This is a genomic window from Secundilactobacillus yichangensis, assembly GCF_016861565.1.
Lineage (GTDB): Bacteria > Bacillota > Bacilli > Lactobacillales > Lactobacillaceae > Secundilactobacillus > Secundilactobacillus yichangensis.
In genome coordinates this window covers 141,071-156,068 of record NZ_BOLK01000001.1, presented here as the reverse complement: position 1 = coordinate 156,068, position 14,998 = coordinate 141,071, and the positions used below count along the sequence as shown (strand labels likewise).

Here is a 14,998-nt window from a genome sequence, read left to right as displayed (position 1 = left end):
TTATTCTTGTTGATTTGGTATGACTCGGCCAAATGCCAGTCGAAGAATCCCCCACCAGCCCAAAGCTAAACATAGGCCGGCTAATACATCACTTGGATAGTGAACAAATAAATAAATGCGGTCGAACCCCATCAGTGCCAGCCAACTAAGGCTGATCAATCCCAGCAGGTATCGCCAGAAGGCTTGTCTGCATAGCGGGACGACGATCAACAGCAACACCAGTACCATGGTCGCTGTGGAAGTAGTGTGCCCGCTGGGAAAGCTATAACCGCCTTGTACCGCTAGCTTATGAATCGGTCGTGCGCGCAGCATGATCGTTTTAAAAATGGCGGTAAGAATGTTAACACCAACCTGGGCGGTCAGTACCCAGCCAGCAGCAAAGTGGTGATGGTGCAGCCAAAGACCCGCCGCGATACCTAAACAAACGATGACGTTAGCTGTTGGTGTTCCTAAAAGAGCAAACCATTTAAAAAAGGCAGTCCGACTCGGTTCTCGAACGGTTACACTCATTTGCTGCAATCCCTGGTCAAAATGTGTCACCCAACTGGCATGGAGATGGACACCGATTGCTAAAATCAAAAAGCTCAGCCAGGCAAATAGTATTATTAACCACCAATAGCGGTTGGCTTGCTGCCGTATTCGCATAGTATCAATTACCTCCGTATTAAAAATCTACCGCCTTATTTATAGTCCTATGCGGGGCCAGATTTTTCAACCATTAACCACTCATAAAATTAAGGTAAAATAATCCACAAAAGTGCCGAAATAGTTTATAATTTGCAGAATGCAGCTAACGAATAGCTTAATCTTAGCCTAAAATTTGTAAAAATTGACAGACTGCATATGAAAATTAACATTCTTTTCCAAATATTAAAGAAATTTTAGTGTGATAACAGATAAATTTCATGAAAAATCAGTTATAATACGAATATTAAAGCTATGAATTATTATAAAGTTCTTATTTTAAACAAAATGCTTTATTTTAATCATAAGAGAGACTATATTTACCGTAGAATCCGAAAGGGTGGAGAACAGATTGATTATTGATGGTAAAGGATTATCCAATCAGATGGACAGCAGCATGAAAGCCGAAGTTCAAGCCCTGCATAAAGTGGGCATCGAACCAAAATTAGTGGTCATTATTGTAGGCCACGATCCGGCTAGTCAAATTTACGTCCGAAACAAGCACCGTAAGGCCATTAAGCTTGGCATCACTTCAATCATCGAGCGCCGGCCAGAAGACTTCACGCAGGCTGAGTTGTTGGCGCTAATTGACCAGTATAACCAAGATGACACCGTTCATGGTATCTTGGTGCAATTACCATTACCAAAACAGATCGAAGAAAACGCGATTATCCGTGCTATTGCCATCGAAAAAGACGTGGACGGTTTTAGTCCTGAAAACGTCGGTAAACTCTTCAACAATAGTCATGAACACTATCCGGTATCATGCACGCCTAAGGGGATCATGACGATGCTTGCACATTACAATATCGACCCAGCCGGTCAGCATGCCGTAATTGTCGGTGACTCCAACATTGTTGGCAGGCCAATGGGGGCACTACTGTTAAATGCCGGTGCCACTGTATCTTATACGCACATTCTCACGCAGGATTTATCATCTTTCACCCGCACAGCAGATATTTTGATTGTCGCCACCGGTGTCGCTCACTTGATTAAGGCAGGTGACATCAAACCAGGTGCCACCGTTATTGATGTCGGTATGGACCGTGATGAAAACGGCAAGCTGGTGGGGGACGTTGATTACGATCACGCTAAGGATGTGGCTGGTGCCATTACACCCGTTCCAGGCGGGGTTGGCCCAATGACGATCACGTCATTAATGCAGCAGACACTTGAGCTGGCTAAGATTGCTAATCACCGAACGCTTGAAACTGTTAGATAACTGTTAATCATATGAAAGTAAAATAACGTCTAGTTTTCGTTGTCATAAAGTTACCCCTGTTTTCTTACCCATTTTTGCGGTAATGTAAATGTATCATGTAAGTGGGGGACAACGTATGAACTGGACGCTATTTTATTTAGTTATTTTCTTGATTTTTACCTTAAACACCATTGCAGCAATTTTTACGGTATTCCGTGAACGCCGAGATATTGCTGCCACGTGGGCATGGTTACTAGTGTTAAACTTACTGCCGATTATTGGGTTCTTAATATACGCTTTCTTTGGCCGTAAACTAACCCACCAGCAATTAAATAAGGTTCAGCGACAGCCTAACACGGAGTTAACGGAGGCGCTGTCGCAGCAACAATCGTCGTTGCCACCGTATTCGGCAGGAGATACACATCAGGAGTCATCCGTTAAAAATATGATTCGTTTGTTTCAAAACATTGATCATTCTTTCGTTACCTTGAATAATCAGACAGAAATCTTTACGGACGGACCAACACTATTTAAAAATATTCAACAGGAAATTTTGAACGCTCAGCACGTTGTTTACGTTGAATTCTACACTTTCTACAACGATCAGCTAGGCCGAGATATGCTTAGTACATTGGCTGCCAAAGCACAAGATGGGGTTATCGTGCGTGTGCTATATGATTCATGGGGATCAATGGGAACTAAACGGGAATTCTTCGATCCATTGCGCGAAGCCGGTGGGTTTGCTGAACCCTTCTTGGGGATTCACTCTAACTGGCGCGATTTCCGACTGAACTTTCGTAACCACCGTAAAATTGTCGCAATTGATGGCTGGACCGGCTACATTGGCGGATTCAACATTGGTGACCAATACGTTGATCGATCCAAAAAGTTTGGTCATTGGCGTGATACTCACCTGAAAGTAACCGGCGATGCCGCACTTGGTCTGCAAGAACACTTTATTAGTGATTGGAATGCGACGGTTCCAGAAAATGAGCTGGAACGGACAATGAAGCATTTTCCCAAGGCTAACGATGAAATTGGTAAAACGATGATGCAAATCGTCGTCAGCGGTCCAGATTCCGATTTAGAACAAATTAAATTAGGCTATCTGCGCATGATCAACAGTGCCCGAAAACGGCTTTTTATTCAATCGCCGTACTTAATTCCGGATGATAGTGTGCTCAACGCTTTGAGAAGTGCAATTTTATCGGGAGTTGACGTTCGAATCATGGTACCGCATATGCCTGACCATCCATTTGTCTATCGTGCTACTCAATATTATGCGAGACTGCTGGCTGAAGACGGCGCAAAGATTTACTTCTACGAAAATGGCTTTATCCACGCTAAAGTGGTCATGATCGATGATGCAATTTCATCGGTGGGTTCAGCTAACTTAGACTTCCGTAGCTTTAAATTGAATTTTGAGGCTAATGCTTTCATTTATGATTTCAAGGTTGCTCAAGAACTTCGAGATATTTTCGAAGCTGATATGAAAGAAAGTACGTTAGTAACCGCTGAAGACTTCCGTAACATGTCATTATGGCTACGATTCAAACAGGCCGTTTCGCGGTTGCTTTCACCAATACTATAATTTATTAAGATAAACGTAAGCCGGCCAAATCGAGGTCGGCTTATTTGATTTGCAATTGCACAGCTGTCATAATGCCAAAAGTTTAAATAACCTAAGCTTATTGCAACGTCACTCAACAATCAGCTTGATTGTGACCCCATACAGAAATGGAGCCGTAAATTAATGTTAACCCATGGTATACCAGAATTTTCAGACGATTTGAACCTGACACAAGCAACGCTTTTAGTTCGAGATTTCTACCAAACTCACCGTGATCCTGATGAAGTATTTGATATCAATCAATTAACAGAGCCCCAGCTCAAAGAATTAGCAATGACTGCCGATGTTCCAATGGAATTAATTAAAACGCTGCTGTACATTGAAGATTTAGAGACCGCAGCTGACTCAATCGACTTTGGTCACTTTCAAAACCTTGGTCATTTGAAAAATGATATTTCACCGCAAGCGCTAGTTGACTTAGGTGATACAGAAGTAGGGCTTGAGAATGGGCAAATTTCCAAGTTGTTGGCAGATTCGTTAGATAATATTGAATTATCAATCTACTATGCGTACCAGTTACTGCACAATCGTACGGGGGTGCAATTTGATCAAATCGTATTAGACAATGAGCAGGACCAGAATCACGTGGTCATTGAAATTAGTGCCAATTCCTTTAAATATAACGTTGAAAATATGACAGCTGTTTATCAGGTTAATTTAGAGCAACATCTTTTCAATGCAATTTCGAAGGTAAGGTACTGGCATCAGGTTTATTCATCCTAATCAGTCAGTAGGGTGCACAAAATTCTCAAAGCTTGTCGGATAGTCAATGGGCTATCAATGAAGCTTTGAGAATTTTTGCTTCTTTAATGCAAGCAGGCTTGAATCCTGCTCGGTGCATAACGGAAATATAAATATGATGATAGAGCAGGCTAAATTAGTAAACTTAATAAAATATAGGTTTTATTAAGTTTACTTAAAAACAGTCATCAGCCCTTCCCCTAGCACCAGTTATGTTCTGAGGGGAGTTGAACCAGGTAAAATCGCTGTAAAACCGGTAATTTATAGCAGAAATTGATAATTAGAACGTAAAAACGTCCTAAAATACTTAGCAAACAGCGTTATTTAGCAATTAAATGCTCAGAATTAACGCATTTAAAGATCTTAGAGTTTAAAGATCTTAGAGATCGCAGAGTCGCAGATTACGCGTTATGTAGCTATACATGATCAACTTTGAAGCTCAATATTGGACTAACTGAACGAAGTCTAAGTAAACTAGCTAGTAAACGGAACAATGTCACACAAATTAGGCGTTCAATAAATTATTCCGTAACAAATAGCTAGTTTTAAGCTGCTATTAAGCAGCAAACATCCAGTATGATGAAATCCATGCTACTTAAATTAATTAAACTAAACTCGTCTAAATAGCTGAACTGGTATTTACAAAAAGAAGAATCTCAATACTCAGATAAATCACATAGGGAATTATCGGCGTTCATAGGACACACGTTCGTTATTTTTGATGTGTAGTTGTACGAATGATGTTTCTAGATGCGCCATTTAATTTAACGTTTTGATCTCTCAGTCGATTTGAACTCGTTCAGACTAAATGATGTCAATTAATAAAGCGGGGGAGTATTTTTAGCAAAAATAATTGCTATTCTTTTGTTTTCTCACTCTACTTTACATAATATATATTATTCAAAGTAGTGATTTAAACAAATCATAGCTTCAATTAGCATCCATCTATCTGCCAGCTCCTTACGCTTACCCTTATTTGTTGTTCAAGTTATTTATAGCAAAAATAAAAAGCACCGCACACATGCTAGCGCTCTTTAGAATTAGCAGAATTCTTTTTTTCAAAGCGATTATTAAACCAGATTGCCATGAGACCCGATACAGTTCCAATGACGCAAACGATTAATAATGCTCCCGTAGCCATGCCCGAATACTTTCTAACCGCATTAAACATCATTGCAACAAACATCGCTACGGCTAAAATATTGACAAACGTCAGTATAATTTTCTCAGTTCCGTTATGCTTTGCTAAATATAGTGAAATCGCATAAACACCAATATAGCTCGCAACGCTCACTAGAACCTGGTACGATAACTGATGTCTGCTCACAGCTGCAATGACCGTGATTAAGCACAGCCCAATTGCGGTGATCCAAGACGTTATAGCAGTTTTTCTGTACACGGCAAACACTCCCTAAACTAAGTATCGGTATATAAACCCATTATCGTTGATTTTCAGGGATTTGCAACCGTTTCACATATGGTTATGCCTCGAATAACGTTTTATACTGTCCATAGCCCGCTTGTTCCAATTGATTTGCTGGAATAAATTTTAATGCAGCGCTGTTGATACAGTATCTTAAACCGCCAGCATCTTTAGGACCATCAGTAAAAACATGGCCTAAATGTGATGCTGAATCGCTTGAACGCACTTCAGTCCGGTACATACCGTGTGAAGTATCCAAATGACGTTTAACTGACTTCTTTTCAATTGGTTTAGTAAATGACGGCCAGCCACAGCCAGCATCATATTTATCCAGTGAACTAAACAACGGTTCACCGCTGACAATGTCAACGTAGATGCCAGGTTGGTCAAATTGATCGTATTCACCGCTAAATGGTGCTTCCGTAGCAGCATTTTGTGTCACTTCATATGCGGTATGAGATAACTGTTTACGTAACTCCTGATCGTTCTTTTCCATAATTTAATTTATCAACTCCTTGACTATTCAATCATAATAGATTGTGTGCAATTGATTAATCCCATTATATCAACTAACAGCAGAATAACAACCAATTTGATTTTAAGCGCAAAAAAACAGCCCAAGTATAAGTAATTGGACTGTTTTTAACTTACTATTGTTAATTAAGCTTCAAAAGCTTCTTGCAATGGCGGTACCACTTGCTTCTTACGTGATACGACACCTGGCAAGTTTGCCCGATCGTCTTTCAACGTCGTATTAAAGGCCTTTTCAACGATGTCTTTTGGTTCACCAACAACGAATAATTCGGAGTTGCTGTCCAAAACGTTAGTTGCTAAGACTAAGAACAAATCATAGCCCTCTTTAGCAGCTTCGTCGTTCATAGCCTTCTTAATACCGTCTTCACGACTGATAACATCGTTCAAATCAACGGTGTTGATCTGGTCGATACGAATACTCTTGCCACCCATAGTAAATGACTTGGCATCGCCTGATACTAATTCAGCATCGGACTTAGCTGATAAGTTAGTACCAGCCTTCAGCATTTCAATACCGTAGCTCTCGTAATCAATGTCAGCAATTTCAGCTAAGGCTTTAACCGCTTCACGATCTTTATCAGTTGTGGTTGGCGACTTGAGTAACAAGGTGTCAGAAATGATGGCTGACAGCATCAAACCAGCTAATTGCGCTGGAATATCAATTTTGTTTTCAGCAAACAAGTTGGTAATAATGGTGCTGACACAGCCAACTGGTTCGGCATGGTAATACAGTGGTGCTGCCGTGTTGAAACCGTTGATTCGGTGATGGTCAACTACGTGAGTAACCGTAACTTTATCAATATCATCGGCTGATTGCTGTGGTTCGTTGTGGTCAACTAACATCACTTTGTCGACTTCGTTTGAAACCGTCTTGACGACCCGTGGTGCGGCCACGCCAAAGTGCTTCAAAACAAAGCTAGTTTCCATGTTAGGTTCGCCAAGGGCAACAGCCTCAACATCGTACCCTAATTTGGTTTGTAAATATGCGTATGCCATTGCGGCAACAATAGCATCAGTATCTGGACTCTTGTGTCCAAAAACGAGTTCTTTTGACATAAACTTATCGCTCCTCGTATCAATTATGTTTTTACATACTAATCATACTATTAATTTTGTTGAATTTCTTGTAAACGTGCCAAATAATCTTTAGTTTTAAGATATTGGTCAAACTGAGCTAAGAAATGACCGATACGTGGGATCTTATCCTTGCCACTGCGGAAGACAAACGCCAATTCAAAGCGAATGTTGGGTTCAAAACGGGCAGTCCAAGTATCAGGCTGTTCACCCTGCCCAACCACAAATGAGTTAGGCAGTGCCGTGTAAGCACCCGTCTGATCAGAGAACCGCAGCAACTGACTAGGTGTTGTAAATTGGGCAACACTTACTGGCAGGTCAACCATAGCATTCTTAAAGGATTCACGCATCACGTGGTTCAAGTAATACTCAACTGGATAAGTGACCCACGGTTTGTTAGGTGTGTCCGCAAACTTGATCCGTTTCTTCTTGCTGAGTTTCTCGTCATGGTGAATAAAGAGTAAGTCATCGCTAATGATTCGTTTAGATTCGTATGGCTTCCAGTTCTTAATGGATTCATCTGGTAAGTACATAATAGCCAAGTCGATCTGGTTATTTTCTAACTTGTCCCAGATTTCCTTACGTGTCAGCATGTGCAGCGTAATTTTTACGTCCGGGTTTTCCCGATAAGACTGAATGACAAAGTCTTCAAATACGCTGTCTTCAACCGATGCCAGCATTCCGATGTTGATATCCCCCTGCGTGGCACTAGTTGACTGCTGAATCTCATCAGTAGCGTCGTTTAAAACGCCGTAAATCTTATGCGTCGCATCCAGCATGGTATACCCTGCGTCAGTCAACCGAAGTTTTTTACCAACGGAATAGAATAACCGGGCACCAACCGTGCGTTCCAGCTTCTTAATCTGCTGCGTTAAAGCCGGTTGCGTAATCCCTAAAATCTGTGCCGCCTGGGTGTAATTCATGGTCTCAGATAATTGTAAAAAATAAGTTAGTGTTTTAGATGAAAAAATACTTTCTTGCTTGCTTTTCATGTGGGAGCCTCCTAAATAGGTTGTCCTTAATGTTTTATTATCAAAACTATAATAACCATCTTTGACCAAATACGCAATTATTGTAATCCGAAAATAACTAAATACTAATAAAAATTAAGACAATGTTAAAATAGTTGGCTTATTCCGCAACACTTCCGGAATTCCTTCCGATTCTGTATCAATTACAAATGAGCCGTTCGAGTAGCGATTATTCATTGGGTGTTCAGCCGGTAAAATATCGTGATGCCGTCTTCTATCAGTGATGACTTCAAGTGGTGATGACGCATCAGCTAATTTTAAGAAGTCGACTACTTCATGCGGCTTAGACTTTAGGGCATGAAGCACTTGAACCCCTTTCCGTGCACGACTGGTGACTGGTAGATCACTAGCCGGCATCTTCTTAAAGGCCCCACGCTGTGTAATCAGCGCAACCGTATCTTCATCGTTAACCAACTGCAGATCAACAACCGAATCATCATCCCCAAGATTCATAGAACGAACCCCAGTAGTCCGGGCACCGTTAACCGAAACTTCGGCTAAATCGTAACGTAGAGCCAGCCCCAAACGAGACATCAGTAACACTGAAGCCTTAGCCGGTTTCGGCAAATAAGTCACGTTAACAACTTTAGCACCGTCTGACTTCAGCTTTTCAAACACTTTTGCGCTGGATTTATAAGTCCGCCCCGGTAACAGGCTCTCAAACGCTGTCCGCTTGATGTAACCATCATCAGTGGCAATTAGGAATTCACCAGGTGCTTTAAGCGAATCAAACGCGTAAGTGGCAATGATCTCCTCATCGTCGGCAAGCCCAATGGTTTGCGAAATATGCTCCCCCGTGTCCTTCCAACGGGCATCGGTGATTTCGTGAACCGGCCGGTAAATTAAATTACCCTTATTGGTGAACATGAAGAGATGATCCAAGGTACTGAGCTTTTCAGTGAAAATTGGGTAATCTTCCTCTTTCAGTCCGTTATCTTCCGGATCAGAAGCGTTGTACGAACGCACTCCGCTGCGCTTCAGATAGCCGTCACGACTGACCATGACAACCACGTCTTCGTCAGGAACCATGACTTCCGTAGAAATTTTTAGCGGTGTAATTTCAGCCTGAATTTCAGTTCGCCGATCATTACGGTACTGCTTGTTGATTTCTCGTAATTCTTTTCGTAACACTTTGTTTAATGTCTTAGGATCAGCCAGAATTTCTTTATAGTTCGCGATATTCTTGGCTAATTCAGCAGCTTCTTTTTCCAAGGCTGTCACGTCGGTATTAGTTAACCGGTAAAGTTGCAAAGCAACAATGGCGTCCGCCTGTTCTTCGGAGAAGTCATAGGTAGATACCAAATTGTCACGAGCATCTTTTCGATTCTTGCTTGCCCGAATAGTGGCAATCACTTGATCCAAGATGGAAAGTGCTTTAATCAGCCCTTCCACAATGTGCTGCCGTTTTTCAGCCTTATTCAAGTCAAACTTAGTCCGGCGGGAAATCACGTCTTGCTGGTGTTCAAGGTAAGCTGACAGAACGGTCTTCAAGCCAACGTGCTCCGGTCGCATATGGTTAATAGCCACCATGTTGAAATTATAGGTAACTTGCAAATCAGTATTCTTAAACAAATAGTTCAAAATACCGTTAGCATCCACGTCACGCTTAAGTTCAATGGCAATGGAAAGACCATCGCGGTCAGATTCATCACGAACTTCGGAAATACCATCAACTTTTTTCATTAATCGCAGTTCGTCAATTCGCTTGACTAGATTAGCTTTATTAACTTCATAAGGAATTTCACTGACCCGGATCAGCTGCTTATTGCCCCGTAATTCCTCGATGGCAGTCCGTGACCGAACCACAACCCGACCACGGCCGGTTTCGTAAGCCTTCTTAATGCCGTCCAAGCCTTGCAGAATACCGCCAGTTGGAAAATCAGGGCCTTTAACAAACCGCATTAACTGCTCTAGATCAGCCTTCGGGTGGTCCAGCAAATAAATCAATGCATCAATGACTTCACCTAAATTATGCGGTGGAATATCAGTGGCATAACCAGCTGAAATTCCGGTCGCACCGTTTACCAGCAAGTTCGGAAACTTTGCTGGTAAAACCGTTGGCTCATATTCAGTGTCATCAAAGTTCAGCACCATATCAACGGTTTCTTTATCGATGTCACGGAGCATTTCACCCGCAATTTTACTGAGTCGAGCTTCCGTGTAACGCATGGCTGCAGGCGGATCACCGTCCATAGAACCGTTGTTACCGTGCATTTCAATTAATGGTTCACGAACCTTCCAGTCCTGACTCATTCGGTTCAGGGCTTCATAGATCGAACTATCACCGTGGGGGTGAAAGTTACCCATGACGTTACCCACAGCCTTAGCGGATTTTCGGAACGGCTTATCATAAGTGTTGCCGTCCTTATTCATCGCAAATAAGATCCGTCGTTGAACGGGCTTCAACCCATCACGAATATCTGGGAGTGCCCGTTCTTGGATAATTGATTTTGAATAGCGACCAAAGCGGTCACTCATAACTTCTTCTAATGTGAGCTCTTGAATCTTAGTTCCCGCCACTCAAAGGACTCCTTTCATACTATTTCGTTGAAGTCGACTCATGATGCGCTTCATTAGCCAGGGTATTATCGAGGATGCTGCCTTCTTCTTCCATGGTGAACGCAACGTTTTCTTCGATCCACTTACGTCTTGGCTCAACTTTATCGCCCATTAAGGTCGTGACCCGGCGTTCTGCTAAAGCAGAGTCATCAATCCGAACGCGAACCAGCGTCCGAACTTCCGGATTCATGGTCGTTTCCCAAAGTTGCTCAGCATCCATTTCGCCAAGCCCCTTGAACCGTTGTAATTTATAACCCTTCAAATTCTTCGTCTTGGTGGCCAGCTCTTCATCGGTCCAAGCATATTCATCTACCTGCTTCTTACCGCTGCCCTTTTGAATCATGTAAAGCGGTGGCAGTGCAATGTAGACGCGACCGGCATCAATCATTGGCCGCATATACTTGTAGAAGAAGGTTAACAGCAAAATCTGAATATGGGCACCATCATCATCGGCATCGGTCATAATGATGATCTTGTCGTAATTGGCATCTTCAATGTTGAACTCAGAACCCACACCAGCACCAATCGTATAGATCATGGCGTTTAACTCTTCGTTCTTCATAACGTCTTCCAGCTTGGCTTTTTCAGTGTTCAAAACCTTGCCACGTAACGGCAGGATAGCTTGAAATTTACGGTTTCTGCCTTGTTTAGCCGAACCACCGGCAGAATCACCTTCGACCAGGAACAGTTCGTTTTTGTCAGCGTTTTTGGATTGTGCGGGCGTCAGCTTACCTGACAGCAGCCGTTCCTTACGCTTGTGTTTCTTCCCGGAACGGGTTTCATCCCGGGCTTTACGGGCGGCTTCACGAGCCGTTCTGGCACGCAGTGATTTGTGAACCAGCATCTGCGCGAATTCACCGTTTTCCATCAAATAGTAGCCCAGCTGTTCACTGACCACGTTATCAACAATGGCACGGGCTTCTGGCGTCCCTAGTTTTTCCTTCGTTTGACCCTCAAACTGCAGGATCTCTTCTGGTACCCGCAGCGAAATGACTGCTGAGAGCCCTTCACGCACATCAGACCCGTCTAGATTCTTATCTTTTTCCTTCAGCAAACCCACTTTACGGGCATATTCGTTGAAAGCTTTAGTCCAAGCACTGCGCATCCCGGCTTCGTGAGTTCCGCCATCAGGTGTCCGAACGTTGTTAACAAAGGATAGCAAATTTTCTGAATAGCCGTCGTTGTATTGCGCAGCCACTTCAACTTCTACACCCTGTTTACTGCCATCAAAGTACATGACGTCACCAAGCGTTTCCTTATCTTCGTTCAGGTAAGCAACGAACTCTTTGATCCCGTCTTTGAAATGGTAAACTTCTTCGCGTTCCTGATTTTGCCGTTTGTCAGTTAGAGTGATCTTGACGCCTTTCAATAGAAACGCAGATTCACGTAAACGTTCAGCCAAGGTATTAAAATTGAAAACAGTGGTTGTAAAGATTGAACTATCTGGTTTGAAATGAATCTTCGTTCCGGTTGGCTTGCGGGTATTGCCCTTTTTAATCAAAGTCGTAATCGGGTGGCCGCCATCTTTGAACTGCTGCTCGTACATCTTACCGTCACGAACAATATTCACGGTAAGTTCAGAAGAAAGCGCGTTTACCACGCTAGCCCCAACACCGTGCAGCCCGCCAGAGGTTTTATACCCGCCTTGGCCAAACTTACCGCCGGCATGCAGGACCGTCAAAATGACTTCCGGCGTTGGTTTGCCAGATGAGTGCATCCCAACGGGCATCCCACGTCCATGGTCAGTGACAGTAATACTGTTATCAGCTTCAATGACAACGGTGATCTCATCCCCATAACCAGCTAAGGCTTCATCGACCGCGTTATCAACGATTTCATAAACTAAATGGTGCAATCCACGGGTGTCTGTCGAACCAATGTACATCCCTGGCCGTTTTCGAACAGCCTCAAGTCCTTCTAGAACCTGGATCGATGAATCATCATAAGTTGCTTTTTTTCTCGGCACCAAAAAGACCCCTTTCAACTTTATTTATACTTTTTACTTTGAATTCATGATAACGATAAAATTATTCTGTCAAGCGGGAGGAAACATGCTAAAATATTAGCCGTGACACGTCATCATGACAATGGAGGAATGGAACTTGAAACTCGCACTTTTATTAATAATTGCCTACCTCTTAGGCGCGATTCCAAACGGCGTCTGGATCGGTAAAGGCTTCTTTCACACCGATATCCGAAAAGCTGGTTCAGGCAACATCGGTACGACTAATACCTACCGGGTGTTAGGTCCCGTTGCCGGCACCGCCGTTTTAATCTTAGATCTAGCAAAGGGAACGGTTGCAACGCTTCTACCAGTATGGTTCCTTCATATTAGCCCGCATTCACCCATGCTCTTAGTCTTTGGCTTCATGGCTATTCTGGGCCACACCATCTCGATTTTTGATCATTTTAAGGGTGGTAAAGCCGTTGCAACCAGTGCGGGAATGTTACTCGCTTACAATCCGTTGCTTTTTGTGATTGCTGCAACTTGTTTTGTCAGCCTTATCTATTTAACCAGCATGGTAAGCCTTGCGTCAATGGTTAGTTTTACGATCATCACAATTTTATGCTTCATAATTCAGGATTGGTACCTGTCGGCATTAGCGGTCTGCTTGACCATCTTTGTTTTTTGGCGTCACCGGTCAAACATTAAGCGCATCAAAGACGGTACGGAAAACCTGGTGAATTTTGGTCTGGGAAGTAAACGGCGAAAACGTCAAAAATCTCATCAAGATTAATCGCTGTACGCATCACAAGTACTATCATATAAGTAAAAATAGAGATATGTCAAAATAATTTTTTGACATATCTCTATTTTTTGAATTTGGGCAAAGAAACACGTTCTTTTAAGGACGTGATGAATTGCCTTTTTCTGACATTATTTGTTGGCAATCGATTGGGAATATCGTATAATGGGAACATACGTTTGACAACGATAAAATCAAAGGATGTTTCCGTGATGACACTAAAAGCGATTAAAACCCGCATCTATCCCACGCCTATGCAGCAAGAGAAGATTATTGCAAACTTCGGTTACTGCCGTTTCGTTTGGAATCATCTGCTCGACATGCAGAAACAGCGCTATGCCAATGGTGGCAGTTATGTTAATGAGTTTGGTATGAACTACATTATTAAGTGTTTGAAAAAAGAATACCCGTTTCTCAAAGCAGCGGAATCAACTTCATTGCTGCATGTGAGTCGCGACTTGCATCACGCCTATCAAAAACTGTTCAAAGAACACAGAGGGTTTCCGAGGTTCAAATCACGTAAGTATCCCAAACAGAGTTATCAATGTAACGCCGTTAGTCACAATATTCAGGTGATCGATCAGCATCATCTTAAGCTGCCTAAGTTGGGACGTTTAAGATTTAGAGCTGGACGACAACCAGTTGGCAAAATTAAAAACGTCACGATTCGGCTCTCCGCTACCGGTAAATTCTATGCCATTATTCTGGTTGATACTGATATTAAGACATTAAACAGTACTAGTAAGGCCATTGGTATTGATGTGGGCGTCGCTGATCTCATGATTACTTCGGATGGTATTAAATATCCCACTGTCCGATTTGATAAACGACTCAGTCAAAGGAAACGTTACTGGGAAAAACGGTTGGCGAGACGTCGTCATCAGGCCCAAGCAGCAATTGCTTGGGATCACCACAATAAAGTAATTGAGCCACGGGAGCTGATAGATTTCAAAAATTATCAAAAAGCTAGACACATGGTCGCTAAATATAATGAAAAGATTGCCAATCAACGGGATAATTATCTGCATAACGCCACTAAAGAACTGGTTAAACATTACGATGTGATTAAGATTGAAGATTTGAAAGCCAAAAATCTGATGAAAAATCATAAGCTCGCCCGAGCAATTGCCAACCAGTCATGGCGGAAACTTCGTGTCATGCTGGAATATAAGTGTGCGTGGTATGGAAAACAGCTGGTCACTGTTAATCCGCGCAAAACTTCCCAGCTTTGTTCCAATTGTGGCTATGATGATGGTAAGCACACCTTAGATATTCGCCGGTGGAGGTGTCCAAATTGTGGTATCAACCACGACAGGGATATCAATGCCGCGACTAATATCTTGCAGGCTACCGCATAGTATTCAGACTGACTGG

12 protein-coding genes are annotated in these 14,998 nt (G+C 42.6%); 5 read left to right on the top strand and 7 right to left on the bottom strand.

Going from position 1 to position 14,998, the window contains the following annotated elements:
- Nucleotides 1-645, bottom strand: a complete 645-nt coding sequence (locus JUE95_RS00695; RefSeq protein ID WP_203648447.1) for a phosphatase PAP2 family protein — start codon at nucleotides 643-645, stop codon at nucleotides 1-3.
- Between the two features lie 391 nt (nucleotides 646-1,036).
- On the opposite strand from JUE95_RS00695, the gene JUE95_RS00690 reads away from it, so the two are divergent.
- The 3 genes from JUE95_RS00690 to JUE95_RS00680 all read left to right on the top strand — a co-directional run bounded on the left by JUE95_RS00690 (nucleotide 1,037) and on the right by JUE95_RS00680 (nucleotide 4,238).
- Entirely contained in the window at nucleotides 1,037-1,906 is an 870-nt protein-coding gene (locus JUE95_RS00690; RefSeq protein ID WP_268920896.1) for a bifunctional 5,10-methylenetetrahydrofolate dehydrogenase/5,10-methenyltetrahydrofolate cyclohydrolase, read from the top strand.
- Nucleotides 1,907-2,021: 115 nt separating this feature from the next.
- Nucleotides 2,022-3,476 carry a cardiolipin synthase gene (gene cls, locus JUE95_RS00685; RefSeq protein WP_203648445.1) on the top strand — a complete coding sequence of 485 codons (1,455 nt, stop codon included), beginning with the start codon at nucleotides 2,022-2,024 and terminating at the stop codon, nucleotides 3,474-3,476.
- Between the two features lie 162 nt (nucleotides 3,477-3,638).
- The gene (locus JUE95_RS00680) at nucleotides 3,639-4,238 is read left to right on the top strand and encodes a hypothetical protein (RefSeq protein WP_203648444.1); all 600 of its coding nucleotides are present in this window, start codon (nucleotides 3,639-3,641) and stop codon (nucleotides 4,236-4,238) included.
- A gap of 1,042 nt (nucleotides 4,239-5,280) precedes the next feature.
- On the opposite strand, the gene JUE95_RS00675 is transcribed toward JUE95_RS00680, so the two are convergent.
- The 6 genes from JUE95_RS00675 to parE form a co-directional block, all read right to left on the bottom strand.
- Nucleotides 5,281-5,655 (bottom strand): hypothetical protein, encoded by a 375-nt coding sequence (locus JUE95_RS00675; RefSeq protein WP_203648442.1) that lies wholly within the window; start codon nucleotides 5,653-5,655, stop codon nucleotides 5,281-5,283.
- Between the two features lie 82 nt (nucleotides 5,656-5,737).
- Entirely contained in the window at nucleotides 5,738-6,175 is a 438-nt protein-coding gene (gene msrB, locus JUE95_RS00670) for a peptide-methionine (R)-S-oxide reductase MsrB (RefSeq protein WP_203648441.1), read from the bottom strand.
- Between the two features lie 164 nt (nucleotides 6,176-6,339).
- The gene (locus tag JUE95_RS00665) at nucleotides 6,340-7,269 is read right to left on the bottom strand and encodes a manganese-dependent inorganic pyrophosphatase (protein ID WP_203648439.1); all 930 of its coding nucleotides are present in this window, start codon (nucleotides 7,267-7,269) and stop codon (nucleotides 6,340-6,342) included.
- 50 nt (nucleotides 7,270-7,319) lie between these two features.
- Complete coding sequence (locus tag JUE95_RS00660; RefSeq protein WP_203648437.1) at nucleotides 7,320-8,279, bottom strand: LysR family transcriptional regulator; 960 nt, start codon at nucleotides 8,277-8,279, stop codon at nucleotides 7,320-7,322.
- 114 nt (nucleotides 8,280-8,393) lie between these two features.
- Nucleotides 8,394-10,838: a DNA topoisomerase IV subunit A gene (parC, locus tag JUE95_RS00655; protein ID WP_203648435.1), complete on the bottom strand. Its 2,445-nt coding sequence runs from the start codon at nucleotides 10,836-10,838 to the stop codon at nucleotides 8,394-8,396.
- Between the two features lie 19 nt (nucleotides 10,839-10,857).
- Nucleotides 10,858-12,843 carry a DNA topoisomerase IV subunit B gene (gene parE, locus JUE95_RS00650; protein ID WP_203648433.1) on the bottom strand — a complete coding sequence of 662 codons (1,986 nt, stop codon included), beginning with the start codon at nucleotides 12,841-12,843 and terminating at the stop codon, nucleotides 10,858-10,860.
- A 121-nt stretch (nucleotides 12,844-12,964) separates the two neighbouring features.
- On the opposite strand from parE, the gene plsY reads away from it, so the two are divergent.
- Complete coding sequence (gene plsY / locus JUE95_RS00645) at nucleotides 12,965-13,615, top strand: glycerol-3-phosphate 1-O-acyltransferase PlsY (RefSeq protein WP_203648737.1); 651 nt, start codon at nucleotides 12,965-12,967, stop codon at nucleotides 13,613-13,615.
- Between the two features lie 221 nt (nucleotides 13,616-13,836).
- Nucleotides 13,837-14,982, top strand: coding sequence for an RNA-guided endonuclease TnpB family protein (locus JUE95_RS00640; RefSeq protein WP_203648431.1), 1,146 nt, complete (start codon nucleotides 13,837-13,839; stop codon nucleotides 14,980-14,982).
- The last annotated feature ends 16 nt before the right edge of the window (nucleotides 14,983-14,998 follow it).

What these genes read in the sequence shown, in the direction of transcription:
- JUE95_RS00695 (WP_203648447.1), bottom strand. Translation starts at nt 645, where the DNA reads ATGCGAATACGGCAGCAAGCCAACCGCTATTGGTGGTTAATAATACTA.
- cls (WP_203648445.1), top strand. Translation starts at nt 2,022, where the DNA reads ATGAACTGGACGCTATTTTATTTAGTTATTTTCTTGATTTTTACCTTA.
- JUE95_RS00680 (WP_203648444.1), top strand. Translation starts at nt 3,639, where the DNA reads ATGTTAACCCATGGTATACCAGAATTTTCAGACGATTTGAACCTGACA.
- msrB (WP_203648441.1), bottom strand. Translation starts at nt 6,175, where the DNA reads ATGGAAAAGAACGATCAGGAGTTACGTAAACAGTTATCTCATACCGCA.
- JUE95_RS00665 (WP_203648439.1), bottom strand. Translation starts at nt 7,269, where the DNA reads ATGTCAAAAGAACTCGTTTTTGGACACAAGAGTCCAGATACTGATGCT.
- JUE95_RS00660 (WP_203648437.1), bottom strand. Translation starts at nt 8,279, where the DNA reads ATGAAAAGCAAGCAAGAAAGTATTTTTTCATCTAAAACACTAACTTAT.
- plsY (WP_203648737.1), top strand. Translation starts at nt 12,965, where the DNA reads ATGGAGGAATGGAACTTGAAACTCGCACTTTTATTAATAATTGCCTAC.
- JUE95_RS00640 (WP_203648431.1), top strand. Translation starts at nt 13,837, where the DNA reads ATGACACTAAAAGCGATTAAAACCCGCATCTATCCCACGCCTATGCAG.